Source organism: Shewanella japonica (assembly GCF_002075795.1).
GTDB lineage: Bacteria > Pseudomonadota > Gammaproteobacteria > Enterobacterales > Shewanellaceae > Shewanella > Shewanella japonica.
On sequence record NZ_CP020472.1, the window covers coordinates 1,466,345 to 1,489,797 of the forward strand.

Annotated in this window: 23 protein-coding genes and 1 other annotated feature; of the genes, 14 read left to right on the forward strand and 9 right to left on the reverse strand. The window is 40.2% G+C overall.

All coding sequences use genetic code 11. From position 1 onward, the window contains the following. Positions 1-23 precede the first annotated feature (23 nt). Positions 24-1,310: an HlyC/CorC family transporter gene (locus SJ2017_RS06335; RefSeq protein WP_080915214.1), complete on the reverse strand. Its 1,287-nt coding sequence runs from the start codon at positions 1,308-1,310 to the stop codon at positions 24-26. Between the two features lie 101 nt (positions 1,311-1,411). Then, a complete protein-coding gene (locus SJ2017_RS06340; protein ID WP_055025605.1) occupies positions 1,412-2,200 on the reverse strand; it encodes a cytochrome C assembly family protein in 789 nt (262 codons plus the stop codon). 266 nt (positions 2,201-2,466) lie between these two features. Here SJ2017_RS06340 and ffh point away from each other — a divergent pair, with 266 nt between their 5' ends. From ffh to SJ2017_RS06380, 8 genes are all read left to right on the forward strand, one after another. Next, the gene (gene ffh / locus SJ2017_RS06345) at positions 2,467-3,840 is read left to right on the forward strand and encodes a signal recognition particle protein (RefSeq protein ID WP_055025606.1); all 1,374 of its coding nucleotides are present in this window, start codon (positions 2,467-2,469) and stop codon (positions 3,838-3,840) included. Between the two features lie 217 nt (positions 3,841-4,057). Further along, complete coding sequence (rpsP, locus tag SJ2017_RS06350; RefSeq protein ID WP_055025607.1) at positions 4,058-4,309, forward strand: 30S ribosomal protein S16; 252 nt, start codon at positions 4,058-4,060, stop codon at positions 4,307-4,309. A 20-nt stretch (positions 4,310-4,329) separates the two neighbouring features. Then, on the forward strand, positions 4,330-4,860 hold the full coding sequence (gene rimM, locus SJ2017_RS06355; protein WP_055025608.1) for a ribosome maturation factor RimM: 531 nt from the start codon (positions 4,330-4,332) through the stop codon (positions 4,858-4,860). A gap of 15 nt (positions 4,861-4,875) precedes the next feature. Beyond that, positions 4,876-5,622, forward strand: a complete 747-nt coding sequence (trmD, locus tag SJ2017_RS06360; RefSeq protein ID WP_055025609.1) for a tRNA (guanosine(37)-N1)-methyltransferase TrmD — start codon at positions 4,876-4,878, stop codon at positions 5,620-5,622. 34 nt (positions 5,623-5,656) lie between these two features. After that, positions 5,657-6,010 carry a 50S ribosomal protein L19 gene (rplS, locus tag SJ2017_RS06365; protein ID WP_055025610.1) on the forward strand — a complete coding sequence of 118 codons (354 nt, stop codon included), beginning with the start codon at positions 5,657-5,659 and terminating at the stop codon, positions 6,008-6,010. Between the two features lie 203 nt (positions 6,011-6,213). Beyond that, the gene (locus SJ2017_RS06370) at positions 6,214-7,290 is read left to right on the forward strand and encodes a 3-deoxy-7-phosphoheptulonate synthase (RefSeq protein WP_065109041.1); all 1,077 of its coding nucleotides are present in this window, start codon (positions 6,214-6,216) and stop codon (positions 7,288-7,290) included. A 29-nt stretch (positions 7,291-7,319) separates the two neighbouring features. Continuing rightward, entirely contained in the window at positions 7,320-8,459 is a 1,140-nt protein-coding gene (tyrA, locus tag SJ2017_RS06375) for a bifunctional chorismate mutase/prephenate dehydrogenase (protein WP_080915215.1), read from the forward strand. Positions 8,460-8,578: 119 nt separating this feature from the next. Further along, positions 8,579-8,911, forward strand: coding sequence for a hypothetical protein (locus SJ2017_RS06380; protein ID WP_055025613.1), 333 nt, complete (start codon positions 8,579-8,581; stop codon positions 8,909-8,911). Between the two features lie 144 nt (positions 8,912-9,055). On the opposite strand, the gene SJ2017_RS06385 is transcribed toward SJ2017_RS06380, so the two are convergent. After that, the gene (locus SJ2017_RS06385; RefSeq protein ID WP_080915216.1) at positions 9,056-11,011 is read right to left on the reverse strand and encodes a chorismate mutase; all 1,956 of its coding nucleotides are present in this window, start codon (positions 11,009-11,011) and stop codon (positions 9,056-9,058) included. Positions 11,012-11,070: 59 nt separating this feature from the next. After that, positions 11,071-11,184, reverse strand: a sequence feature (Phe leader region). 145 nt (positions 11,185-11,329) lie between these two features. After that, entirely contained in the window at positions 11,330-11,683 is a 354-nt protein-coding gene (gene hpf / locus SJ2017_RS06390; RefSeq protein ID WP_055025657.1) for a ribosome hibernation-promoting factor, HPF/YfiA family, read from the reverse strand. A gap of 508 nt (positions 11,684-12,191) precedes the next feature. Between hpf and SJ2017_RS06395 the strand changes: the two genes are divergently transcribed. Continuing rightward, positions 12,192-12,872: a cytochrome b/b6 domain-containing protein gene (locus tag SJ2017_RS06395; RefSeq protein WP_080917416.1), complete on the forward strand. Its 681-nt coding sequence runs from the start codon at positions 12,192-12,194 to the stop codon at positions 12,870-12,872. An 88-nt stretch (positions 12,873-12,960) separates the two neighbouring features. On the opposite strand, the gene SJ2017_RS06400 is transcribed toward SJ2017_RS06395, so the two are convergent. Beyond that, entirely contained in the window at positions 12,961-13,410 is a 450-nt protein-coding gene (locus SJ2017_RS06400) for a c-type cytochrome (protein ID WP_080915217.1), read from the reverse strand. A 220-nt stretch (positions 13,411-13,630) separates the two neighbouring features. On the opposite strand from SJ2017_RS06400, the gene trpR reads away from it, so the two are divergent. Then, the gene (gene trpR / locus SJ2017_RS06405; RefSeq protein ID WP_080915218.1) at positions 13,631-13,906 is read left to right on the forward strand and encodes a trp operon repressor; all 276 of its coding nucleotides are present in this window, start codon (positions 13,631-13,633) and stop codon (positions 13,904-13,906) included. Positions 13,907-13,962: 56 nt separating this feature from the next. On the opposite strand, the gene SJ2017_RS06410 is transcribed toward trpR, so the two are convergent. Both SJ2017_RS06410 and SJ2017_RS06415 read right to left on the reverse strand, forming a co-directional pair. Continuing rightward, positions 13,963-14,346 (reverse strand): hypothetical protein, encoded by a 384-nt coding sequence (locus tag SJ2017_RS06410; RefSeq protein ID WP_055025617.1) that lies wholly within the window; start codon positions 14,344-14,346, stop codon positions 13,963-13,965. A 224-nt stretch (positions 14,347-14,570) separates the two neighbouring features. Next, a complete protein-coding gene (locus SJ2017_RS06415) occupies positions 14,571-15,122 on the reverse strand; it encodes an FKBP-type peptidyl-prolyl cis-trans isomerase (protein ID WP_080915219.1) in 552 nt (183 codons plus the stop codon). Positions 15,123-15,876: 754 nt separating this feature from the next. Between SJ2017_RS06415 and thrA the strand changes: the two genes are divergently transcribed. The 4 genes from thrA (at position 15,877) to SJ2017_RS06435 (ending at position 21,338) form a co-directional block, all read left to right on the forward strand. Continuing rightward, positions 15,877-18,345, forward strand: coding sequence for a bifunctional aspartate kinase/homoserine dehydrogenase I (thrA, locus tag SJ2017_RS06420; protein WP_080915220.1), 2,469 nt, complete (start codon positions 15,877-15,879; stop codon positions 18,343-18,345). Beyond that, positions 18,342-19,274, forward strand: coding sequence for a homoserine kinase (thrB, locus tag SJ2017_RS06425; RefSeq protein WP_080915221.1), 933 nt, complete (start codon positions 18,342-18,344; stop codon positions 19,272-19,274). The genes thrA and thrB overlap by 4 nt, the downstream gene beginning before the upstream one ends. A 29-nt stretch (positions 19,275-19,303) precedes the next feature. Continuing rightward, positions 19,304-20,587 carry a threonine synthase gene (gene thrC / locus SJ2017_RS06430; RefSeq protein ID WP_080915222.1) on the forward strand — a complete coding sequence of 428 codons (1,284 nt, stop codon included), beginning with the start codon at positions 19,304-19,306 and terminating at the stop codon, positions 20,585-20,587. A 217-nt stretch (positions 20,588-20,804) separates the two neighbouring features. Then, a complete protein-coding gene (locus SJ2017_RS06435) occupies positions 20,805-21,338 on the forward strand; it encodes a hemerythrin domain-containing protein (protein ID WP_055025659.1) in 534 nt (177 codons plus the stop codon). Between the two features lie 89 nt (positions 21,339-21,427). Here the strand turns inward: SJ2017_RS06435 and SJ2017_RS06440 are convergent, their stop codons facing one another. After that, complete coding sequence (locus SJ2017_RS06440) at positions 21,428-21,613, reverse strand: DUF3545 family protein (protein WP_055025622.1); 186 nt, start codon at positions 21,611-21,613, stop codon at positions 21,428-21,430. Between the two features lie 198 nt (positions 21,614-21,811). Next, positions 21,812-23,449 (reverse strand): glucose-6-phosphate isomerase, encoded by a 1,638-nt coding sequence (gene pgi / locus SJ2017_RS06445; protein WP_080915223.1) that lies wholly within the window; start codon positions 23,447-23,449, stop codon positions 21,812-21,814. Positions 23,450-23,453 lie beyond the last annotated feature (4 nt).

Sequence of the window (23,453 nt, forward strand, 5' to 3'; positions counted from 1 at the left end):
GGGATGAAGAAAGCGTTGGTGTTTTACTCTTCAGCTTCCTCATTGGTGGGTTCTTTCACTAATGGAATGACCTTAACCGTTTTTATCATATTATCTGAGACATCTATGACTTCGATATGGTAGCTATCAATCGTTAAAGTGGTACCTGCATCAGGGATATCTTCAAGGTACTCAATAATGATTCCATTCAGCGTTTTTGGTCCCTCTGTCGAAAAGTCCCACTTCATTTCTTTATTTAAATCACGAATGTTGATTGTGGCATCAATAATGAAGCTACCATCTTGTTGAATATCAATGTCTTCGCTGGCAGTGGTAATCATCGAAGTGGTAAAGTCGCCGACAATTTCCTCTAAAATATCTTCAAGGGTGACTAAGCCTTGTATATCGCCATATTCATCAACAACTAACCCAAAACGCTCTTTGTTTTGCTGAAAATTCGATAGCTGCACAGTCAGAGGAGTGCCTTCAGGGATGAAGTATAATTCTTTAACGGCTCTTAATAGCGATGACTTGCTGAATTCTTCTTTTGACTGCAGGCGTAATGCATCACGTAAATGAATAAACCCGACAGCATCATCAATATTATCTCGATATACCAAAACCCTGGTGTGTGGGCTTTGGGTGACTTGTTTATTGATGGTTTTAAAATCATCATTAACATTGATTGCGTAAATATCTGAACGAGGGATCATAATGTCTTCTACCGTGACTTTTTCTAAGTCTAAAATCGATATCAGCATCTCTTGATGTCGTTGTGGAATAAGGGCGCCAGCTTCATGAACAACTGTTCTTAACTCTTCTTGGCTTAAGGCATCATTTACACTGACATTTTTAATGCCGAGTAAGCGAAGAAAACCAGAAGTGATTAAGTTAATCGCTTTAACAAATGGCCATAATACTGAGAGTAGGGCACGCAACAGCCAGCTTGATGGAAAAGCAATTTTTTCAGGGTGTAAGGCTGCAACGGTTTTTGGGGTTACTTCTGCAAAAATCAGTACCACTAATGTGAGTACACCAGTGGCAATGGCTACGCCCACATCACCAAATAAGCGTATTCCAATGATCGTAGCGATTGCTGAGGCAAGAATGTTAACTAGGTTATTACCGATAAGAATTAAACCAATAAGCCTGTCTGGTCGCTCCAACATTTTTAGGGCGCGTTGTGCCCCTTTATGACCATTTGCTGCAAGATGGCGAAGTCGATAACGATTTAATGTCATCATCGCCGTCTCTGAGCCTGAAAAGTAAGCTGAGATTAGGATTAATACCAGAAGAGAAAGGAAGAGTGCGCTGGTAGAAATAGCGTCCAAAAATAGCTCCAGTTAATGTAGTAAAAAAAAGACGAATGATGAGTATCAATCATTCGTCATAAGTGTCAAGTTTGCTTGCGGCTAATTAAATAATTATCGGGTTATCGCAAAATGAGCTCGGTTACTATTCGTGCGCCAAAATAAGCAAGCGATAGCAAGGCAGCCCCTGAAAGCGTATAAATAACGGCAGTGCGAATACGACAACCGATAGTGTAATGCTGCCATAACATGATGCTGTACACGACCCAAGCGAGAATAGATAAAATCGCTTTATGGCCTTTACCGTCTTCAAACATGTCTTCTAAAAAGATAAAGCCTGTTGCTAAAGATAAAGTAAGTAACATCACACCAATAGTAACCAAGTGATATAACTGCTTTTCAACCGTCATTAATGGCGGCATACCAGGGCTCATCATGGTCTTTTTGTTTTTTAATTTATTTTGAATTAGCCATAGTTGAATCGCATAAAGTGCGGCAATCATCAGGGCACTATACGCCATTAATGATAAAACAATATGAGCGAGTATTTCTGGGTGGCCATCAAAATGAATAATGTACTGTGGTGGAATTAACCAGAGTACGGCAACTGATATTACCGAACAAGCATAAACCACAGGCACGACAACAATCACTTTTAAACGGTGCATTATGATGGTGAAGCTAAAGGCAATGATCCAATTAACTAACGAAATGACATTCGTTAAACTAAAGTTCTGCCCTTCAGCGGTATAAATGGTTTGTGATAGCGCTATGCCATGAAGCACAACTGCAATAGAAGCAAAGATTGCGACTAATTTACGGTTGGGTCCTTCTGCATGAAACAATCGACTCGTAACAAGTACAAGTGCGATGCAGTAAAACAACATAGCCGAAGCTGAAAAAATGACCATCTGGAATAAACCTATCAAGTTAGTAGTGCAGGTTGTTTTTAAAAATAAAATCAGCACAAAATTATTTATCTTAGATTAACATGAACCAAGGTCATTAGGGCAGTGACCTAAGACCCAAAATTTAACAGTTTCCTCCATTTAACGCCAAATAATTTACGAATAATGACCTACATCAATACTCTGTCTGAAGGCTAATCTCGCATCTTGAAGTAGTTTGGGTATAATAGGCGCCAATTATCGAATCGTTTTAAGGTAAACAGCAGAGCATGTTTGAGAATCTATCCGACAGACTGTCGCGCACCCTCAAGAATATTAGTGGTCGTGGTCGCTTAACCGAAGACAACATTAAAGAAACCTTGCGAGAAGTGCGTATGGCACTACTTGAGGCTGATGTTGCATTGCCCGTTGTACGCCAATTTGTTAATAGCGTAAAAGAGCGTGCCGTAGGTCAAGAAGTCTCTAAAAGTTTAAGTCCAGGACAAGCATTCATTAAAATTGTCCAAAATGAACTTGAAAAGGCAATGGGTGAGGCGAATGAAGCTTTAGATTTAGCCGCTCAACCACCTGCAGTATTAATGATGGCCGGCTTACAAGGGGCGGGTAAAACGACCAGTGTCGCTAAATTAGCGAAATTTTTGCGTGAGCGTGAAAAGAAATCTGTACTGGTGGTCAGCGCTGACGTCTATCGTCCTGCAGCGATCAAACAGTTAGAAACACTAGCAACTGAAGTTGAAGTTGAATTTTTCCCATCAGATGTTAGCCAAAAGCCTGTTGATATCGCAAAGGCGGCTATTGCTCATGCGAAATTAAAGTTCATTGATGTGGTGATAGTCGATACTGCGGGTCGACTCCATGTTGATGAAGCGATGATGGATGAGATTAAAGATCTCCATGCCACGATTAACCCTGTTGAGACTTTATTTGTTGTTGATGCAATGACAGGTCAAGACGCAGCTAATACGGCAAAATCATTTAATGAAGCGCTACCGTTAACGGGTGTCATTCTGACAAAAGTTGATGGTGATGCTCGTGGTGGTGCCGCACTATCTATCAGAAACATTACCGGTAAACCAATTAAGTTCTTAGGTGTTGGTGAAAAAACCGATGCACTAGAACCTTTCCATCCTGAACGTATAGCATCACGTATTCTTGGTATGGGCGATGTATTGTCGCTGATTGAAGAAGTTGAGCGTGGTGTTGATAAAGAAAAAGCGATGAAGCTGGCTTCGAAAGTGAAGTCGGGTGGTGGATTCGACCTTGAAGATTTTCGTGAACAACTGCAGCAAATGAAAAATATGGGCGGCATGATGGGCATGATTGAGAAACTGCCTGGTGTAGGCCAACTTCCACCAGAAGCATTAGCTCAAGTTCAAGATGGTAAAATGACCAATCAAATGGAAGCCATTATTAACTCTATGACGCCTGGCGAACGCCAACGTCCAGATATTATCAAAGGATCGCGTAAGCGCCGCATTGCATTAGGTTCAGGTACTCAAATTCAAGACGTTAACCGTCTATTGAAACAGTTTACCCAGATGCAAAAAATGATGAAAAAAATGTCTGGTAAAGGTGGTATGAAGAAAATGATGCGCAGCATGGGCGGAATGATGCCACCTGGAATGAAGTTCCCAGGGCGTTGATTCGTAGCCTTATTCAATAAAGACTTTTCAATTTGTCCCGTAAAGATTGAGTTTTCATTGATGCAACCTTAAATGTCTTGGTTTAAAAAACGACGGATTTGGTTGCATTAATTGTAAAATCAGGTAAAATCTTGCGGCTTTCTCTGGGGCCCTTCGCGAACACGGAGTCCCAGTTTTTATTTTGCTAACTAGCAAATCATTAGAGGAATTAAAACGCATGGTTACCATTCGTTTAGCTCGTGGCGGCGCAAAAAAGCGTCCATTTTACAATATCGTTGTTGCTGATAGCCGCAATGCTCGTGACGGTCGTTTCATCGAACGTGTTGGTTTTTTCAACCCTTTAGCTAAAGGCCAAGAAGAAACTTTACGTTTAGATCTAGACCGTGTAGATCACTGGGTTGCTACTGGTGCAGCAACTTCAGAACGCGTAGCAAAGTTGATCAAAGACGCTCGTAAAGCTGTTGCTTAATAGCGTTAAGGTATAAATAGATGAGTAGTAATCAACAACCCATCGTACTAGGAAAAATTGGTTCTAGTCATGGTATTAAAGGTTGGATGAAAATCACTTCTTATACCGATTCTGTTGAAGGTATTTTTGATTATTCGCCTTGGCTAATTAAAGAACAAGGTGAATGGCGTGAAGTTAAGGTCGCTCAGTGGCGTTATCAAGGTAAAGCAATTGTTGCTTGTCTTGAAGGCGTAAACAACCGAGAAGATGCGCAACTGCTTACTAACTGTGAGATTGCCATCCAGCATGACCAAATTAAAGACTTGTCAGAGGATGAATTCTACTGGCGTGACTTAATTGGTTGTACTGTGACAAACACTAAAGGCTATGACATGGGCAGTGTTGACCAGATCGTGGAAACAGGATCTAACGACGTGTTACTTGTTAAAGCTAACGTTAAAGATGCTTTTGGCAAAGCGGAACGCATGATTCCCTTTGTCCCTGAGCAGTTCATCCTTGAGGTGAATGTGCAAAGTAAACAGATATTAGTGGATTGGGATCCAGACTTTTAAGTCGAGGTACAACATATGTGGTTAGGGGTTGTAACCCTGTTTCCTGAGATGTTTCGTGCTGTTACAGACTTTGGAGTGACGGGTCGAGCCGTTAAAAACGGACTGTTAGAGTTGCAAACATGGAATCCTCGTGATTTCACACATGATCGACATAATACTGTTGATGACCGTCCTTACGGTGGTGGTCCTGGTATGTTGATGATGGTGCAACCGTTACGCGATGCGATTCATGCTGCGAAAGCAGCTGCAGGTGACGGTGCGAAGGTGATTTACTTATCGCCTCAAGGACGCAAGCTGGATCAGCAAGGTGTCAGTGAGTTAAGTCAATCATCGAGTTTGGTACTGGTATGTGGTCGATACGAAGGTGTTGATGAACGTATCATCCAATCTGAAGTTGATGAAGAATGGTCAATTGGTGATTATGTGCTTTCGGGCGGAGAATTACCTGCGATGACTCTCATTGATTCAGTTGCAAGGCTAGTACCTGGTGTACTAGGTAAGCAAGCATCAGCAGAGCAAGATTCTTTCTCTGATGGTTTATTGGATTGTCCTCACTATACTCGCCCTGAAAACTTGGATGGTGTTGGTGTTCCGGCAGTGTTGTTAAGCGGTGACCACGAAAAAATTAGACTCTGGCGGTTGCAACAAAGTCTTGGTAGGACTTTTTTACGACGACCAGAATTATTTGAAAATCTAGCTCTGACTGGCGAACAAAAGACTCTTTTAGCAGAGTTTGTTAACAATTTAGACAAGCCTGTTTAGTCGAAGCTCAGTTAATCCTAGAACGGAGTAAGTTATGAACAATATCATTAAAATGCTCAACGATGAGCAAATGAAAACTGACGTACCTGAATTTGGTGCTGGTGATACAGTAGTCGTTCAAGTACGTGTTAAAGAAGGTGAAAAAGAGCGTCTACAGGCGTTCGAAGGTGTGGTAATCGCTAAGCGTAACCGTGGTCTTCACTCTGCATTCACTGTACGTAAAATCTCTAATGGCGAAGGTGTTGAGCGTGGTTTCCAAACTCACAGTCCACTAGTAGCTAGCATCGAAGTTAAGCGTCGCGGTCGTGTTCGTCGTGCTAAGCTTTACTACCTACGTGAGCGTTCAGGTAAATCTGCACGTATCCGTGAGAAGTTGGCAACTAAGTAATAGTTACCCGCTTGAAAAATTAGATGCAGTGTTCGCACAACAACCCGCCTATATGGCGGGTTTTTGTTTTATTAGTCAAAATTAAAAATTTTTAGGTTGCCAAGTGAACTTGAACAAGGCATAGTTAGCTCAACTTTGTAATGGTGTAGCGTTACAGTGATATTTTGAAATAGAGTTAACACGAACAGAAGTGAGTATAGAGCATGCAACAAGATACGATTAACAACGTCCACATTAGTTCTGAAAAGGTGTTGGTTACGCCAGCTGAGTTAAAAAATGAGTTACCGTTATCTGATCATGCTTATCAGTATATTTTAGATGCTCGCCAAACGGTGGCGGATATTGTTCATAAGCGCGATAATCGTGTGCTAATCGTGACAGGCCCTTGCTCTATTCATGACATCGATGCAGCAAAAGAATATGCATTAAAACTTAAAAAACTTCACGATGAGCTAAGTGGTGAATTTTACATCTTAATGCGAGTGTACTTCGAAAAACCTCGCACAACAGTAGGCTGGAAAGGGCTTATAAATGATCCTGATATGAATGAATCATTTGATGTAGAGAAAGGTTTAAGAATGGCGCGTGAGCTGATGATTTGGCTTGCAGAGCTTGAATTGCCTGTGGCAACAGAAGCACTTGATCCTATTAGTCCGCAATACATGTCAGAGTTAGTTACTTGGTCTGCTATTGGGGCAAGAACGACTGAGTCGCAAACCCACCGTGAAATGGCATCAGGCTTATCTATGCCGGTGGGATTCAAAAATGGTACTGATGGCAAACTAGATGTGGCTATTAACGCATTAAAGTCAGCTGCCAGTAGTCATCGCTTTATGGGGATTAACCAACAAGGGCAAGTATCATTATTGCAAACGGCAGGTAACCCAGACGGGCACGTTATCTTACGTGGTGGTAAAACCCCAAACTATGACGCAGAAAGTGTCGCCGTTTGTGAAGAGCAATTACATAAAGCCAAACTGAATGCGCGATTAATCATTGACTGTAGTCATGGTAATTCATCTAAAGATTACACAAGACAAACCTTAGTCTGCGAAGATGTGTTTCAGCAAATCGCCGACGGAAACCGCTCTGTAATTGGTGTGATGTTAGAAAGCCATTTAAATGAAGGAAATCAAGCTTGCGATAAACCATTACCCGAGCTTGCTTATGGCGTATCTGTCACAGATTCATGTATCAATTGGGCGACGACTGAGTCATTATTGCGTCGTAATGCTGAATCATTAAAAGCAATTTTACCTACTCGCTTTGCGGCTAAGTAGTTGACCAATACTGCAGAGATTGAACTACCATGAACGAAAAAACGACATTAGATTTAGAAAATTTACGAGAGTTAATAGATGGCGTAGATAAGCAGTTATTGAACTTGCTACGAAAGCGCTTAGATCTTGTCGCGCAAGTCGGCACGGTTAAGCATGCTGCAGGTGTCCCAATTTATGCTCCGCAACGTGAAGCTTCAATGCTGGCTAAACGCCGTAAAGAGGCGAGTGAGATGGATATTTCTCCTCAACTTATTGAAGATATTTTGCGTCGTTTAATGCGTGAGTCTTATTTAAATGAGAAGGATGTTGGTTTCAAGCAAGTGAAAACGGATCTTGGTCATATTGTAATTGTGGGTGGCGAAGGTCAATTAGGTGGGCTTTTTAGTCAAATGCTGACGCTGTCTGGTTATCAAGTTAAAAGCTTAGATAAAGATGATTGGCACCGTGCTGATGAACTTTTTGATGGTGCTGGAATGGTGATTGTCACTGTGCCTATCAAGATTACATGCGATCTGATTAGAGACAAATTAAATAACTTACCTGAGCAGTGCATATTAGCTGATTTAACATCTATTAAGTCCGAACCCTTAAATGCAATGTTAGCAGCCCATAAGGGCCCTGTAGTTGGCTTACATCCAATGTTTGGTCCTGATATTGGCAGTTTAGCGAAACAAGTTGTGGTTGTCTGTGATGGCCGTGGAGCGGAGTCTTATCAATGGCTACTTGAGCAAATAACCATTTGGGGGGCTCGAATTGTCAATGAAAATGCCGAAAAGCATGATAAAGCCATGCAGTTAGTTCAAGCAATGCGCCATTTTTCCAGTTTTGTTTATGGGGTGAATTTGTGTAAAGAAGAGGCTGATATTGAGAGTTTATTGCAGTTTAGTTCTCCGATTTACCGTCTTGAGTTAGCTATGGTTGGTCGCTTGTTTGCTCAAGATCCTGAGTTGTATGCCGATATAATATTTGCACAAGAAGGCAGCCAAGTTGCGATTAGTGATTATCTTGATAATTATCGTGATGCGCTGACATTACTTCAAACTGGTAATCGTGAGGCTTTTGTTGCCCAGTTTAAAGATGTGGCTAAATGGTTCGGTGATTTTGCTCCACAATTTCAACATGAAAGCCGTGCAATGTTGCAGTCAGTTAATGATATGAAAACGAATTAGTTTCAATTCGGTTGTAAAAGTCAGCTAAATATTGCGAAATGACGAAACTAGGATTATGGTTATAAGGGAGTTACGCTGAGTAACTCCCTTAAATTTAACGTGAATAGGAGTGAAGTCTGATGACAGAGACTGAGGTTTATACCGCAGAAGATTTATCACTCGGCCACTTTTTATACGCGCTCATGAGCGCATTTCCATTGTTCTTTTTGCCTGTTTTCTTTAGTTTATTGATTAACCTGTCACAAACTAATATAGCGACACATTCATTGCTGTCATCGCATTTACGTTGGCAACGTAACAGTATTACTGGGTTAGTCACTTTATTGTTGATTGGTTACTTTATTCCTTTGCTCTGGCTCAGCATCCCGATTTTTTTGGCTGCTTTAACTTGGTTTAGCTACCGTATTTTTAAAGGTTGGTTAGGGCTAAATGACAGTGTGAATATGTACTAAACAACGGTTAAAGCCTTGCACCTAAAGTAAGGTCAAATACAGTAAGACTAAAAATAAAAAACCGAACTCTTTAGTTCGGTTTTTTGTTGCTTGTTAATTTAGCTAGCTAAAGCCAACAGAAGCTAGATTTTAATAACAAGTTTGCTATTGATGCAATTGATGTAAAAGTTCAGTCTGTTGTGTTGTGTCAGTTAGTTGCTTATTGCCTATAATCAGTCCACTTGCACTTAGCTGTTTAATCGCTTTAGCTTGTTGACTGACGAGATTATCTTCAACTGCAAAACTAGTGTTCCCTAGTATTGGTAAGTGACTTAGTGCGATAACTTCGATTAACCCTGCAAGGTCTAGAGATAATTGCTCCGGTGTTGTAAAGCTTCTTACACCAGCTTCAACGAGTATTAATTGCTGATTACCTTGCGTCAGGATTTTGTTTGCCGATGCAAGCCAGTCAGCGGTGCTTGCCATCGTATTTCGTTCTAACAATACTGGTGTTGTCACTGAGCCCGCAGAACATAACAATTCATCGTTATACATTTCTTTGCCTGAAATGTAGACCATATCAGCTACTTTCACCGTGTCGTTAATTTCGCTGACTGAATTTACTTCCACGACGCTAGTTAAGCCTGCTTGGTCTAGTAAGTGACAATATTGCTTTATCTCAGATAAGGAAACACTTTCTGTTGCTGTATTAAGCATTAACACTGCTTGATATCCAGTTTCTTTGATTTGTTTCACTTGTGCTGCAAAGGCATCATTCGCCATTGGAATATCAAGTTGTTTAATGGCCGCAAACTCGCCTTTTCCGACGTTGAATTGTTTAACCTCTATGACCGTTTTTTGCTGGCGATATAAAGTTGAATGTTTTGGGGCATCATCGAGAGTGTTGCTTTTTTCACTGGTTTCTTTTGAGCTGACGGGCTCGATAAGTAATTGACTATTATTTAATTGAGTCGGTTTTACCGTTTCGCATGGGTAACAACCTAGCACTTTAATAAAGCGTGTTAAGCGTTCTAATTCTTTAAGCGCTTGTTGAAGCTCTGCAGTCGCTAAGTTTGCATCAACATCTAAATAAAACATCTCTTCCCAAGGGGTTCCAGGAATAGGGCGAGACTCTAATTTACTCATATTGATATTATGAGCTTTGAGTACGAGTAGCGTTTCAACTAGCGCACCAGGTTTTTGGCCTGTAGCCATAATCAAGGTTGTTTTAGCGGGTAACTGAGAAGGCACATCGACCACTTTTCTTGCCACAACAATAAAACGGCTTTGATTTATTTTTTGATTTGCTAAACCATTTTCAGCCGCACTTAGCTGATAAAGCGCTCCGCCTTCTGCACTTCCAATAGCAGCAACGCTATTATCGTCAGCATCAATGACATTTTGCATCGCTTCAGCACTACTTGAGCAATATGCCAAGGTTAATTTAGGGTGTTGTGATAGCCAGTGACTGCATTGGCTAATGGGTTGCGGGTGAGCAAATACTGTTTTGATATCTTCTAGGCTTGCTCCGTCTTTGGTCAATAAGCAATGACCCACTTCAATGGTCGTTTCACCGACAATAGAAAGAGATGTGTGTTGTAAAACATCGTAAACTTCATTGATGGAACCTGATGAAGTATTTTCTATAGGCAGAAAACCTAAGTCAGCATGACCAAGCTCTACGGATTTTACGATTTCATCAAAGCTCTGACAGCCTAAATCAATCATTTCCACTTGTCTGCGCTGGCAAAAACGACTGGCAGCTAAATAAGAATAAGAACCGCGAGCACCTAGATACGCAATAGTCGATTGGGGTTGTTGAATTTCAGGGTTAGCCCGACCGTGAAGATATGCTTGCTGATTAAGTACAGAGTCTTCGATAATGCTTTGATATAAAGAGATAACAAAATGTGCGTCTAAACCGTGTTCTCGACCTTGTTGCACCAGTCTTGCAAGTAACTCTTTTTCACGTTTGGTATCTCGGATAGGTCTGACATCGACTTCCTTACTACGTGCAACATCCAAGCTTAAACTTCTTCGCTTTGAGAGAAGTGATAGTAACTCTTTGTCTAGGGCAGTGATTTGCTCTCGGGTTTGATTTAATTCTGGCGCTTTTTTCATTATTGCCTCTATAAAGACTGCTTAGAGATACTTACTGCCGTATGCATCAGGAATAAATTAATAAAAAGCCCCCCAAGTGGGAGGCTTCTAATTTCATTTTCGTTTTTACACAAAAAATCCGCCTCAATGTGGGGGCTGAATAAAAAAGAAAATAAAATTGCTTGGAATGAATTTGTTCATGTCATTAAAACTAAAGTGCAGAGCAGGTTGTGTCAATTAAATTATGCTCAAGATTATCGATAAACTGAGGTTATTAATGCTAAAGACATAAAAAAGCGCATCCGAGGATGCGCTCTTGGTTGTTATGTAAATTGATCGTCAAGCTGCTGTTTCCTCCTTGTAGTCATACTCAAAATCATTATCGGTTTCAGCCATTGGCGAAACGTGACGTTGAGCTTGTGGTTTGTGGGTCAGGCGATTTAGCTGTTTTTCCAGCTTTTTACCCATTGCAGTAATTGCTGCGTAAAGGTTCTCGTTTTTCGCCTGGGCAAATAATTCTCCACTTGGCAAGCCTACAGAAGACTCAATTTTAAAGATCTGCTTTTCCTGAGTGATGATAACGTGTGGGTTAATTAATTGAATATCGTGTCGTGTGAGTTTTTCAAACTGTCCTTCAATACGTTCAAGAATTGGTGCAGTGACTTCAAGTTGCTTGCTAGTGATTTTCAGCATATTTCGAACCTTCTGTTGTTTGCTTAAGTTCAGATTACCAAGCTTATAAACAAAAAGCGTGATCTAAATCACGTTTTCAATCCAATAATAGACTGTTTGATTCATATTTGATCGCTTAGACGTTTTTGGTAAAAAACTCAGTAAAATTGCTTGAATTCCTGTTTTAATCGGCTCATATTGGAATGGATTACATGACTTACGCCTCCAAGTGATGATTCATTTTTGACCCACTTTTTATAATAAAATGACCTCATAAATCCTCTCTTGCTCCATCACTTCTTTTTCTTTGCTTATGAGTGTCACTCTTTTTGCTGATAGTTGACCGATGTTACTGTAAAAGTGAATGGGCAAGCATGGAACTCACCTAGTTTGTACAGCCTTGGCTAAATAAGTTGATAAGCGGTTAAATTGACATAAAAAATTACGCTTCTTTACGCAAGACCTCTATGAGAGCAGGTCTAGTGTCTTTATACTGCTAAACAATCTATGAACTTTGATGACTAATAATATGAGTATAGAACAAAAGAAAATTAAGGTATGGGACATACCAACTCGATTATTCCATTGGTTAACGGTTGGGTTATTATTTTCACTTTGGTGGACTGCTGATAGTGGAGAAATGGAGTGGCATCAAATATGTGCCTATAGCTTCATGGTTTTGATTATATTTAGGCTGTTATGGGGGGTTATAGGCAGTGAAACCGCCCGTTTTAGTGACTTTATTGCAGGCCCTAAAAAAGTTATGGCCTATGTTACTGGAAAAAAGACTTCACCAGTCGTTGGTCATAACCCATTAGGTGGTTACATGGTATTGTTTATGCTGGCTGTGTTAAGCCTTCAATTGGTCAGTGGTCTATTTTCTAGTGACGACATATTTACTGAAGGTCCCCTATATTCAATGGTTTCTTCAGATGTTAGTCGTTGGTTTACATGGTTGCATAAAGTCAATTTTAACATCATTTTGGCTTGTATCATCCTCCATATTTCAGTCATATTGATTTATGCCATTAGAGGCAATAATTTAGTTTCTGCGATGATTTCTGGTAATAAAAAGCTGTCAGATGAAGAGTTAAGCATGTTATCAAATACGCCGAAAATGGCTTCATCTATCTTAGCGATGAGCTTAGTGCTTATATTAAGTGCTGTAATTGGATATTGGCTGATTGCACCTATTGTTGCTTTCTTATAAATCGATACTTAATTATTCTGCTATTGATTTGTTAAGATCAAAAAGCCCACTTTAATAGTGGGCTTTTAATTTGTATTGATTAACTAAATTAATCTTTTTTATACATATCGTGACAACCTTTACAGCTCTTGCCGGTATTACCAAAAGCCTGCTTGATTTGTTTTTTATCGCCACTTTGAGCAGCAACTGATAACTTAGCGGCATTCTCTTGGAAAGTCGTCATTTTGCTATCAAAGTCAGCTTTGTTTGACCAGATTTTGGCTAGCGCTTCAGTATCGCCCTTGTCAGATCCATCAATGAAGCCTTCATGTGGTATTTTTGCTAACGCTTCAAGGTTTGCTGCACGAGTTTGAAAAACATTAAGATCGAAATCTTTTTTACCTTTCAACATGGCACCCATGTCTGCAAATTGGTAACGGATTAAGCTAAATCCTGATTTACGATAATCAATCGCGTCATCTGCATCTTCAAAGTTGTGCGCATTGACACTTGGTATAAGTAGTGCACTCACTGCTATTGCTAATATCTGGCTTTTCATAAGCTTTCTCTTATTTTCTAGTTATATGGTTAAGAAATGTCATCTAGGTTCATGTCACATTTTACACATAATTTTGAACTGAGTGCGAGTGTTGTTTGTGTCTATTTGTAAGTAAAAAAGTAAAACTTAGCAATTATAAAAAAGATTCAAAATTTTTTATTTCTATCGAGAAAAACTTGGTACACTTTGTACTGTTGAAGCATTACTAAAAGAGAGCAATATGCGCGCAAATTGGGAATCCGTGATTGAGAAGGTGTTGAGTTATCCTGATTCAGACGAGTTGAATGTGTTATTTCAATTGCTATTAACTGAAGAAGAACGCAGTGCCGTTGCAGGTCGTTTAAAAGTTTTCCAATCACTACTTCAAGGTGAACTCAGTCAGCGACAAATATCAGCAGATTATCAGGTCAGTATTGCTACAATTACACGATGTTCAAATTATCTAAAAAATATGAATAATGAACACCGTGAATTGATCCGTAATATGATTTTGTAAGGCTCGTTAATGATAAATGGGTCTTTAATGTCAGGATGATTTTGCTCTGATTTTGACTACCAACGCTGCATTTTAACGACTGGGACCTTATGGTGCCTGTAGCTAATTCGGCGCAGCAAAATGTATAAACCATAGGTCAATAAACAGATAGAGATTACAACACCTGAATCTCGTGGTAGGAATCGAAATATAAGTCCTGCAGACATAATGTAAATGAAGGGTAAATAACCATAAATACTCTCAGGTAAAATCCCATCGATACGCTTTCGCTTCCTGTCGGTTCGGCGGTTACGCGAGCGTTGATTCCAAATGTGAGCGCCATAAAAATATACCAATAACGATGCTATGATGGCATAAGGTTCTTTTAATAGGGCAACACTTCCTGCCCCAATAACCAGATAAGTTAATGGTAGGATTTCATAGATTGGTTTAATTAACATAAGCACTCCGTCGCTTGTTATTAATCATCAGTTAGTATCAAAAATTAACGCTATAATCTTTGTCGATACTCACTGCTGTTTTTTTATACTCCTTAAATAATAACTTAAAAAAAATACGTTACCCATGAAATTGGCTAACGTATCTTTGATTTCAAACTTTTGGCGTAGTGCTGAGAGCCTAAGTCATTGAATTAAGCATTAAGCACTTTACACCCGCTGTTAAGTTAGTGACAACCACAGCCACCATTGCCATCACAGCCAAGCTTTTCTGTATCACATTGTTCATGAGCATGATCATGGCCACAACCGCCTGCTGCATGAATATGTCCGTGAGCCACTTCTTCAGCTGTCGCTTCACGAACATCCATTACTTCGACACTGAAGTTTAGGGCTTGGCCTGCTAGAGGGTGGTTGCCGTCTACAACGACAACGGTATCTTTTACTTCTGTCACTTGAACAGGACGTTGACCCATTTCTGTTTCTGCAATGAAACGCATACCTGGAACGATATCTTCGATATCACCAAAAGCTTCTAAAGGCACTTCTTGTTTTAGGCCTTCGTGGTATTCCCCGTAAGCTTGTTCTGTTGGGATATTTGCATCGAATTTATCACCAGCAACTTTGCCTTCAAGTTCAACCTCAAGACCCGGAATTAATCCTTCTGTGCCATGAAGGTAAACCATTGGTTCTGCTTCAAATGAACTTTCAATCAGTTCGCCATTAGCGTCTGTTAAGCGGTAGTGAATAGTCACTGCTGAATGTTTTGTGATTTTCATATCGACTCCAATTCTTAATGTGGCGGCATGATAATACTTTTTAACTTTGTGTGCGATGATTTGTATCAGCTTTTGCTTATTCAATCACATGTTTCTGAATTTGTTTAAAATGAAACAATTTCAAGCAAGTTGATGATAGAGGAGATTAAAACATCTTATTTTGTTGAGTTGACGGACAATCAGTACTGGTAATCGTATTATTCATGCTTTTATCTTTACTTGTCCTTTTGGGTACAGTTTAAGTAGCTGTTTTCTGGGTTTTTTATGTTTTCGCATTCAAGAAGTTACGTTTACGTAAACAGGTTTTTTGTGCGGCATTTTGTATGATTAGCGGATAAAAACTGTCATCAGCAGCTTATTTCTCAACGATTTTAGAACAATCTGGAATAAGCGGTTAAAAATAAAGCTTTATTAGGGGTTGACAACAGAGGGCAAAAAAAGCAATTCTGTTATTAATTCAAAACAAGTACATATTTGCTCGTGTTAATTGCATTGTTTTTTTCAATTTAATAGCAAAAATAGTACAAAAGAAAACAAATTTAAAATTAAGTAGAGTGTTCGAATGAATGTCCATCAATATGTTGTAGCTACCATTATTACTACAACCACCACAATTACTATTGTGGGGGCGGGCTAAGTACACCCTAAAGATTTTATCGAAAGCCCGCTTCCCACAAAGAAGCGGGCTTTTTTGTTTCTATGCATAAATTATGAATAAATTTAGCTAAAGCTAACGAGTTAATGGAGTAATAAAATGAAAGTAATGAAGTTTGGCGGCACCTCGTTAGCCAATTGGCAACGTTTCCTCATGGCGGCAGATATTATTGAGCAGTCATCGGCTCAAGAGTCTGTTGCAACAGTCTTGTCTGCGCCTGCAACCGTAACAAATGGACTATTAGAATTAGTGGATTTAGCGCAGCAAGGTAAGGACTACAGCGCGACGTTAACTCAAATTGAGCAGGTGTTTATAGGGTTATTTTCCAGTGCCGCACAGACGCTTATTTCTGCTGAGCAGAAACAAGTTTTAGATGAAAAGTTGGTTATGCAACTGGCGGATTGGAAGGATAAATTAACAGGAATCGCCTTGTTGAATGAATGTCCTGACCATGTAAGGGCGCAAGTTGTTGTATCGGGTGAGCGTCTTTCTGCTGCGTTAATGGAGCAGGTTATGAAGGCTAAATCGTTGACTGCTGCACAGTTTGATCCTAGGCAGCTTTTTTTAGCTCATGGTAAGCCTTTAGAGTCAGTAGTTGATATTAAAGCAAGTAAACAACGTTTTGCTGCATTAAATTTAGAAGAGGCAAGAGTTTGGATTATGCCTGGGTTTACTGCTGCAAATGAGTCAGGTAAAACGGTCACTTTAGGTCGAAATGGCTCAGACTATTCAGCTGCAGTTTTGGCTGCATGTATAGATGCATCAAGTTGTGAAATTTGGACTGATGTCGATGGTGTTTATAATACTGATCCCCGCGTTGTTGCCGATGCTAAGTTACTTGAACAGTTAAGTTATCAAGAAGCCATGGAGCTGTCGTACTTTGGTGCCAAAGTATTGCACCCTAAAACCATTGCACCGATAGCTCAGTATCATATCCCTTGTTATATCAAAAACAGTTTTAATCCTTCTGCGCCTGGCACTTTAGTATCGAACGAGGCTGACAAGACCGGATTGCAAGTTAAGGCTATTTCAAACCTTGATGATCAGACGATGTTTAATATCTCTGGCCCGGGAATGAAAGGCATGGTTGGTATGGCCAGTCGGACATTAGATGCCATCTCTCGCAGTGGTATTTCTGTCTCTTTGATCACGCAAAGCTCATCTGAATACAGCATTAGTTTTTGTGTTAATACAGATGAAGCTGAAAAGGCCAAACAAGCGCTTGAGCTTGAGTTTGAATTAGAAATCCAGTCAGAGCTGCTTGAACCAATCGAGCTAAGACAACATTTAGCAATTGTTTCATTAATTGGCGATGGCATGAAAACTCATAAAGGGGCGGCGGCGAAGTTCTTTAGTGCGTTAGCTAAAGCCAGTGTGAACATCGTAGCGATTGCACAAGGCTCATCTGAGCGTTCAATCTCGACTGTGATTGAACAACGTAAAACTAAGCATGCTATTGCAGCTTGTCATCAAGCTTTTTTCGATGTTCAACAATATCTTGATGTGTTCCTCGTCGGGGCGGGCAATGTGGGAGCGGGTTTATTAGCGCAAATTCACCAACAAGCTCAAATGCTGAAAGAGCAGCACATCACAATGCGAGTGTGTGGCATCGCTAATTCTCGTAAAATGTTGTTAAACAGTGACGGTGTTGATTTAACTCATTGGCAAGCTTTACTCGCTGATTGTCAAACAAGTTATGATCTACCCGCTTTGTTTGCTTGGGGTAAAGAGCAGCAATTACTTAATCCTGTGTTAGTGGATTGTACTTCAAGTGAGTTGGTTTCTGACAGATACGTCGATGCAATGAACGCTGGTTTTCATGTTGTTACTCCAAATAAAAAAGCCAACACTCGTGATTATCAATATTATCAACAATTGCGAAGCACAGCGTTGTTGCAACGTCGTCAGTTTTTATATGAGACAACAGTCGGTGCAGGGCTTCCTGTTATTGATAACTTGAAAAAGCTGTTATTTGCAGGTGATAAATTGCAACGATTTAATGGCATATTATCTGGTTCATTATCCTATATCTTTGGCATGCTAGATGAAGGCATGAGTCTATCTGAAGCCACGTCGATTGCTCGTGAAAAGTGCTTTACTGAACCTGATCCTCGTGAAGATTTAAGTGGTATGGATGTCGCACGAAAAGTCTTAATTTTGGCGCGTGAAGTGGGCATGGAACTTGAGCTAGATGATGTCATCGTAGAGTCAGTATTACCTGCATCTTTCGATGCATCAGGGGATATCGACACCTTTATGGCAAACCTTCCTAAACTTGATGCTGAAGTGAGTGCGCGAGCTGAAACAGCAAAAGCCGCAGGTAAGTTACTGCGTTATGTTGGTCAAATTGAAGATGGAAAGTGCTATGTACGTATTTCTGAAGTGGATTCAAGTGATCCACTTTACAGTGTTAAAGGCGGCGAAAACGCCTTAGCATTTTACAGCCAATACTATCAGCCTATCCCATTTGTGCTAAGAGGCTATGGCGCTGGAACTGATGTAACAGCTGCAGGCGCATTTGCAGATGTATTAAGAACGCTTAATTGGACACGAGAGGTTGGGCTATGAGCATAACAGTTTATGCACCAGCATCTATGGGGAATGTTGGTGTCGGCTATGACTTACTTGGGGCTGCACTTGCTCCAATTGATGGAAGCTTACTTGGTGACCGGGTGATGATTGAGTCAGCTGAGTCTGGTGTACATTACTCTCAAACAGGCGCTTGGGCAGATAAGTTACCTGCAGATGGAAAAGACAATATAGTCTATCAGTGCGCTGAATTTTTTCTTAAAAAGCTAGCTATTCAACAAGGTGTTGCTATTAGGCTTGAAAAAAACTTACCGGTCGGCAGTGGATTAGGCTCGAGTGCCAGTTCAGTGGTTGCCGCTTTGTATGCGCTTAATGAACACTTTGAACAACCGTTTGACCAGCAAGCCTTGTTATTATTAATGGGTGAGTTTGAAGGTATGATTTCTGGCAGTGTTCACTTTGATAATGTGGCACCGTGTTATTTAGGTGGAATGCAGCTAATGTTGAATACCCCACAACAGGTCTGCGCAACGATTCCTAGCTTTAAACAATGGTATTGGGTTGTTGCTTATCCAGGGATTTCATTGTCGACGGCTAAAATGCGAGCGCTATTACCCGAGCAATATGACAAGTCTGTGGCGATTGACTTTGCAAGACACCTTAGTGCTTTTGTTCATGCAAGCTATCAGCAAGACGCCTCATTAGCCATCAGTGTGCTAAAAGATGTTATGGCTGAGCCGTATCGTGCCAGTGCTATTCCCGGCTATACAGCAGCAAGAGAGGCATTAGCCGAGCTGGGGATGCTAACAACAAGTATTTCAGGCAGTGGGCCGACTTTATTTTCTGTGACCGATGATTTAGCCGTTGCAGAGCAAGCTAAATCATGGCTTGAACAACATTATTTATCACAGGCTGGTGGTTTTGCCCATGTCTGCCAACTCGACGATGCTGGCACCCGTCGTGTGTAACTTAATTATTATTGTATAGGCGTACCAAAATGGAATTATATAATTTAAAACATCCTTCTCAAGTGGTCAGTTTCAGTGAAGCGGTACAACTTGGACTTGGAAAGGATAGAGGGTTGTTTTTCCCTAAATCAATACCAACAATATCGAATATTGATGAGCTGCTACAGCTTCCTTTTGCTGAGCGAAGCAAGAAAGTGCTGGGCGCTTGGCTCGCTGATGAAATCGGTCAAGCAAGTGTTGATAAGTTAGTTGAGAATGCATTTACTTTTGAAGCGCCGTTAGTTGCTGCAGATGATAAGCGCGCATGTTTAGAATTGTTTCATGGACCAACCTTAGCATTTAAGGATTTTGGTGCACGCTTTATGGCCCAGTGCGTTAATTTACTTGCTGGTGAAAAAAAGTTAACGATTTTAACGGCGACTTCTGGAGATACCGGCGCGGCAGTGGCAGATGCTTTTTATGGCTTAGATGCCGTACAAGTTGTGGTGATGTATCCAAAAGGTAAAATCAGTGAGCTACAAGAAAAAATGTTCACTACATTGGGGCGCAATATTCATACTGTTGCGGTAACTGCTGATTTTGATGCCTGTCAAACCTTGGTAAAACAAGCATTTGATGATAGTGATGTTCGTGATGGGCTACATTTAAACTCCGCTAATTCAATTAACATCAGTCGTTTATTAGCACAGATTTGTTATTACTTTGAAGCGGTTGCACAAGCAAAGCAAAAAGGTAATGACGAGATTGTAGTATCAGTACCTAGTGGTAATTTTGGTAATTTAACTGCTGGATTATTTGCAAAAGCGATGGGCTTACCTATCAAGCGCTTTATCGCTGCAACCAATTCAAATGATACCGTTCCTCGTTATTTATCAGCTGGTGATTGGGCGCCAAATGCGACTGTTGCGACGATGTCTAATGCTATGGATGTTTCTGAACCATCAAATTGGCCAAGAGTTGAAGCAATATGCGAAACAATGGGGTGGCCATTATCATCGATAACAGGCGTAGCGTTAACGGAATTGCAAACCAGCAAAGCGTTAAGTGACTTATACCAATTAGGCTACCAATCAGAGCCACACGCTGCGATTGCGGCTCAAGCTTTGACAGATGAGCTTGAGGCTAACGAAACAGGCATATTTTTAGGCACAGCTCACCCTGCTAAGTTTAAGGATGTTGTGGATGAGCAATTACATATTAACCTTCCTTTACCTGCAGAACTTGAGGCGGTGGTTAATAAACCTATATTGTCAGCGGAATTAGCGCCTGACTTTGAGCAATTAAAAGCACACTTATTTAAAACCTTAAATTAACGAGTAGGGCTTAAAGCTATAAAGCACCGTAAAGGTGCTTTTTTTATGGTAAAAATTGTTCTGGAATATGCTTTTTCATTGCTTTTAAAGGGGTTTATTACAATCATTTATTTTATGATCTTCGTCATAACAAGAATTCAACCACTAGTGTAGATTGTAAATACTCGAAGTGTGATTAATCTATATACATGAAGGAATTGTGGTTATGGATAAAATGATATTGAAAAGGCTAATGAATGATCATAAGCATATTGCAGTTTTACTTGATGTATTAGCTAAAAAAAATCACAAACTTTCCCAAGGTGAAGCGGTTAACTTTTCGTTGATTAGAGATGTTGTCGAATATATGCAAGTCTATGCTGAGCATAGCCATCACCCTTTAGAAGACATCACTTACAATTACTTTGTTAAGCAATTTTCTAGCCCCTGTAATACCCAACTACACGAAGAGCACACAAAGCTTGCTGAGTATTCTGGTGCATTAATGTATAGCTTGAATCTTATTCTATCTGATGTGGTTATTTCTCGTGAAAAGTTAGTGACAGATTTGCAAGCTTATGTCGATATTCAGCGCAGCCATATGCACTACGAAGAAAGTGAATTGTTTCCTTTATTTGCAAAACAACTCACCGCACAGGACTGGGATACGATTAAATCTCAATGTGAAAAGCAATTAGTGGATGATCCTTTATTTAGTGACAATGATGAAAGTATCTTTGAAGATTTAAAAGCGCACATAGGCTTAGTTTGAAATGTTAATTAAATGAAACAAAAAAAGAGCGCTATATGCGCTCTTTTTATTTTTTGATTTATGAATAACTATTCAATTAGTTTTAATGCTTATAATGGCATTGTTTCAAAATCAAAATCAAAACTTGTATCAATGTCTTGAAGTTCTTTGAGTAGACGCTGTTTGTCCTTTAACGCTTCTATCTCCCGCCATTTACGTTTTTTGTTTGAGCTTTTTGAGCGAGTTGGTCTTTCAACAACTTGGTCTAGCGCACCACCATAGTCTAAACGATCCATGGTAAACCTCCCTTGTTATTATGATGTCTCTATGCAAATAAGTATCATATTTCATCGCTATTGTGCAATAGCTTTGTTTCATTTTTGTTAATGCGGGCTGACAACTTAATGAAGCTTTACTGGCTAATTTAGTGACTTGTGCTATGTGAAGAAATAAGAGGGAATAAAAAAGCCAGCTTATGCTGGCTTTTTTAGGGTTTATATCTGACCTTGTCGATATAAATTAATTAATGCATTACTCGAACAATCTAGCTCTGAAGCGTCTTTTTCAGCTCCAATCCTATCAAGAACGTCATTTCCAAGTACCTTACCAAGTTCAACTCCCCATTGATCAAAAGAGTTAATTTGCCAAATAGCACCTTGAACAAAGGTTCTATGCTCATAAAGTGCGATTAAAGCACCTAAAGTGGTAGGGGTTAGCTTATCCATTAATAATGTGTTGCTAGGCTTATTGCCTGACATGACTTTGTGCTGTGAAATAAGGCTTTTTTCTGCTTCTGGGATATCTTTCTCTGCAAGTTCAGCGTATGCCTCATCATACGTGCGCCCTTGCATTAATGCTTGGGTTTGTCCAAAGCAGTTAGAAGCAAGTTGGTTATGATGTTCACCTAACGGATTATGGCTTTGAAGCGGCATAATAAAGTCAGCAGGAATGAGTGCAGTGCCTTGATGCAGTAATTGGTGATAAGCATGTTGACCATTGGTGCCTTCACCGCCCCAAATTACCGGACCAGTACTAAAGTCAACTTGAGTACCATCTAGCATGACTGATTTACCATTACTTTCCATATCAAGTTGCTGGAAGTAAGCCGGTAAACCACGCAGGTAATGGTCATAGGTTAATACCACATGAGACTGCGCATCATGGAAGTTGCCATATAACACTGATAGCATGCCCATAATGACAGGCATATTTTGCTCAAGTGGTGTTTGAGCAAAATGTGTATCCATCTGATGAGCACCGTCTAGTAACTGTGTAAAGTTGTCGAAGCCGATTAGCAAGGCAATGGGTAAACCAATTGCTGACCATAATGAATAACGACCGCCAACCCAGTCCCACATAGGGAAAATGTTTTCAGCGTCAATACCGAATTCTGTGGCTTTATCGACGTTTGAAGTTACTGCAACAAAGTGTTTTGCAACATCAGTCTGCGAGCCACCATTCGCCAAGAACCAATCTTTAGCGCTAAGCGTGTTGGTTAAGGTTTCTTGAGTGCCAAATGATTTAGATGACATAACAAACAGGGTTGTTTCTGCATCTAAACCTTTTAACTTTTCACAGATAGAGGTGGCATCAACATTGGCAACAAAATGACAATTAAGACCTTTAACCCAGTACGGGCGTAATGCTTGAGAGACAATTTTTGGACCTAAAAAGGAGCCGCCAATACCAATGCTGACAATATCAGTAATGGTTTTACCGGTATAACCCTTCCAGTGGCCATCTTGCACTGATTCAACAAACTGCTGCATTTTAGCCAGTGTCTGCTGTACTTCAGGTACGATATTCTTGCCTTCAGCCATTATTACCTGTTCAGGCTTACTGCGAAGTGCCGTATGAAGTACTGCACGGCCTTCTGTGTTATTAATAATGTCGCCATTAAACATGGCTGCAATCTTATCGCTTAGGTTAGCTTCTTTAGCTAATTTAAACAGCAAAGATAAGGTTTCATCATTAATGCGGTTTTTAGAATAATCTAGTAATAAACCACAGTCCTTAACACTGAGTTGCTCAAACCTTTGTGGGTTTTGAGCAAAAAGTTCGCGCATATGAGGCAATACAGATGCATTTTGAATTAACTGCTGCCAGGTATTACTCTGAGTTAAATGGGTCATGCAA

Excerpts from the sequence above, each read along its gene's own strand:
- SJ2017_RS06340 (WP_055025605.1), bottom strand. The coding sequence starts at position 2,200 with ATGGTCATTTTTTCAGCTTCGGCTATGTTGTTTTACTGCATCGCACTT.
- ffh (WP_055025606.1), top strand. The coding sequence starts at position 2,467 with ATGTTTGAGAATCTATCCGACAGACTGTCGCGCACCCTCAAGAATATT.
- rpsP (WP_055025607.1), top strand. The coding sequence starts at position 4,058 with ATGGTTACCATTCGTTTAGCTCGTGGCGGCGCAAAAAAGCGTCCATTT.
- rimM (WP_055025608.1), top strand. The coding sequence starts at position 4,330 with ATGAGTAGTAATCAACAACCCATCGTACTAGGAAAAATTGGTTCTAGT.
- trmD (WP_055025609.1), top strand. The coding sequence starts at position 4,876 with ATGTGGTTAGGGGTTGTAACCCTGTTTCCTGAGATGTTTCGTGCTGTT.
- rplS (WP_055025610.1), top strand. The coding sequence starts at position 5,657 with ATGAACAATATCATTAAAATGCTCAACGATGAGCAAATGAAAACTGAC.
- SJ2017_RS06370 (WP_065109041.1), top strand. The coding sequence starts at position 6,214 with ATGCAACAAGATACGATTAACAACGTCCACATTAGTTCTGAAAAGGTG.
- tyrA (WP_080915215.1), top strand. The coding sequence starts at position 7,320 with ATGAACGAAAAAACGACATTAGATTTAGAAAATTTACGAGAGTTAATA.
- SJ2017_RS06380 (WP_055025613.1), top strand. The coding sequence starts at position 8,579 with ATGACAGAGACTGAGGTTTATACCGCAGAAGATTTATCACTCGGCCAC.
- SJ2017_RS06385 (WP_080915216.1), bottom strand. The coding sequence starts at position 11,011 with ATGAAAAAAGCGCCAGAATTAAATCAAACCCGAGAGCAAATCACTGCC.
- hpf (WP_055025657.1), bottom strand. The coding sequence starts at position 11,683 with ATGCTGAAAATCACTAGCAAGCAACTTGAAGTCACTGCACCAATTCTT.
- SJ2017_RS06395 (WP_080917416.1), top strand. The coding sequence starts at position 12,192 with ATGAGTATAGAACAAAAGAAAATTAAGGTATGGGACATACCAACTCGA.
- SJ2017_RS06400 (WP_080915217.1), bottom strand. The coding sequence starts at position 13,410 with ATGAAAAGCCAGATATTAGCAATAGCAGTGAGTGCACTACTTATACCA.
- trpR (WP_080915218.1), top strand. The coding sequence starts at position 13,631 with ATGCGCGCAAATTGGGAATCCGTGATTGAGAAGGTGTTGAGTTATCCT.
- SJ2017_RS06410 (WP_055025617.1), bottom strand. The coding sequence starts at position 14,346 with ATGTTAATTAAACCAATCTATGAAATCCTACCATTAACTTATCTGGTT.
- SJ2017_RS06415 (WP_080915219.1), bottom strand. The coding sequence starts at position 15,122 with ATGAAAATCACAAAACATTCAGCAGTGACTATTCACTACCGCTTAACA.
- thrA (WP_080915220.1), top strand. The coding sequence starts at position 15,877 with ATGAAAGTAATGAAGTTTGGCGGCACCTCGTTAGCCAATTGGCAACGT.
- thrB (WP_080915221.1), top strand. The coding sequence starts at position 18,342 with ATGAGCATAACAGTTTATGCACCAGCATCTATGGGGAATGTTGGTGTC.
- thrC (WP_080915222.1), top strand. The coding sequence starts at position 19,304 with ATGGAATTATATAATTTAAAACATCCTTCTCAAGTGGTCAGTTTCAGT.
- SJ2017_RS06440 (WP_055025622.1), bottom strand. The coding sequence starts at position 21,613 with ATGGATCGTTTAGACTATGGTGGTGCGCTAGACCAAGTTGTTGAAAGA.
- pgi (WP_080915223.1), bottom strand. The coding sequence starts at position 23,449 with ATGACCCATTTAACTCAGAGTAATACCTGGCAGCAGTTAATTCAAAAT.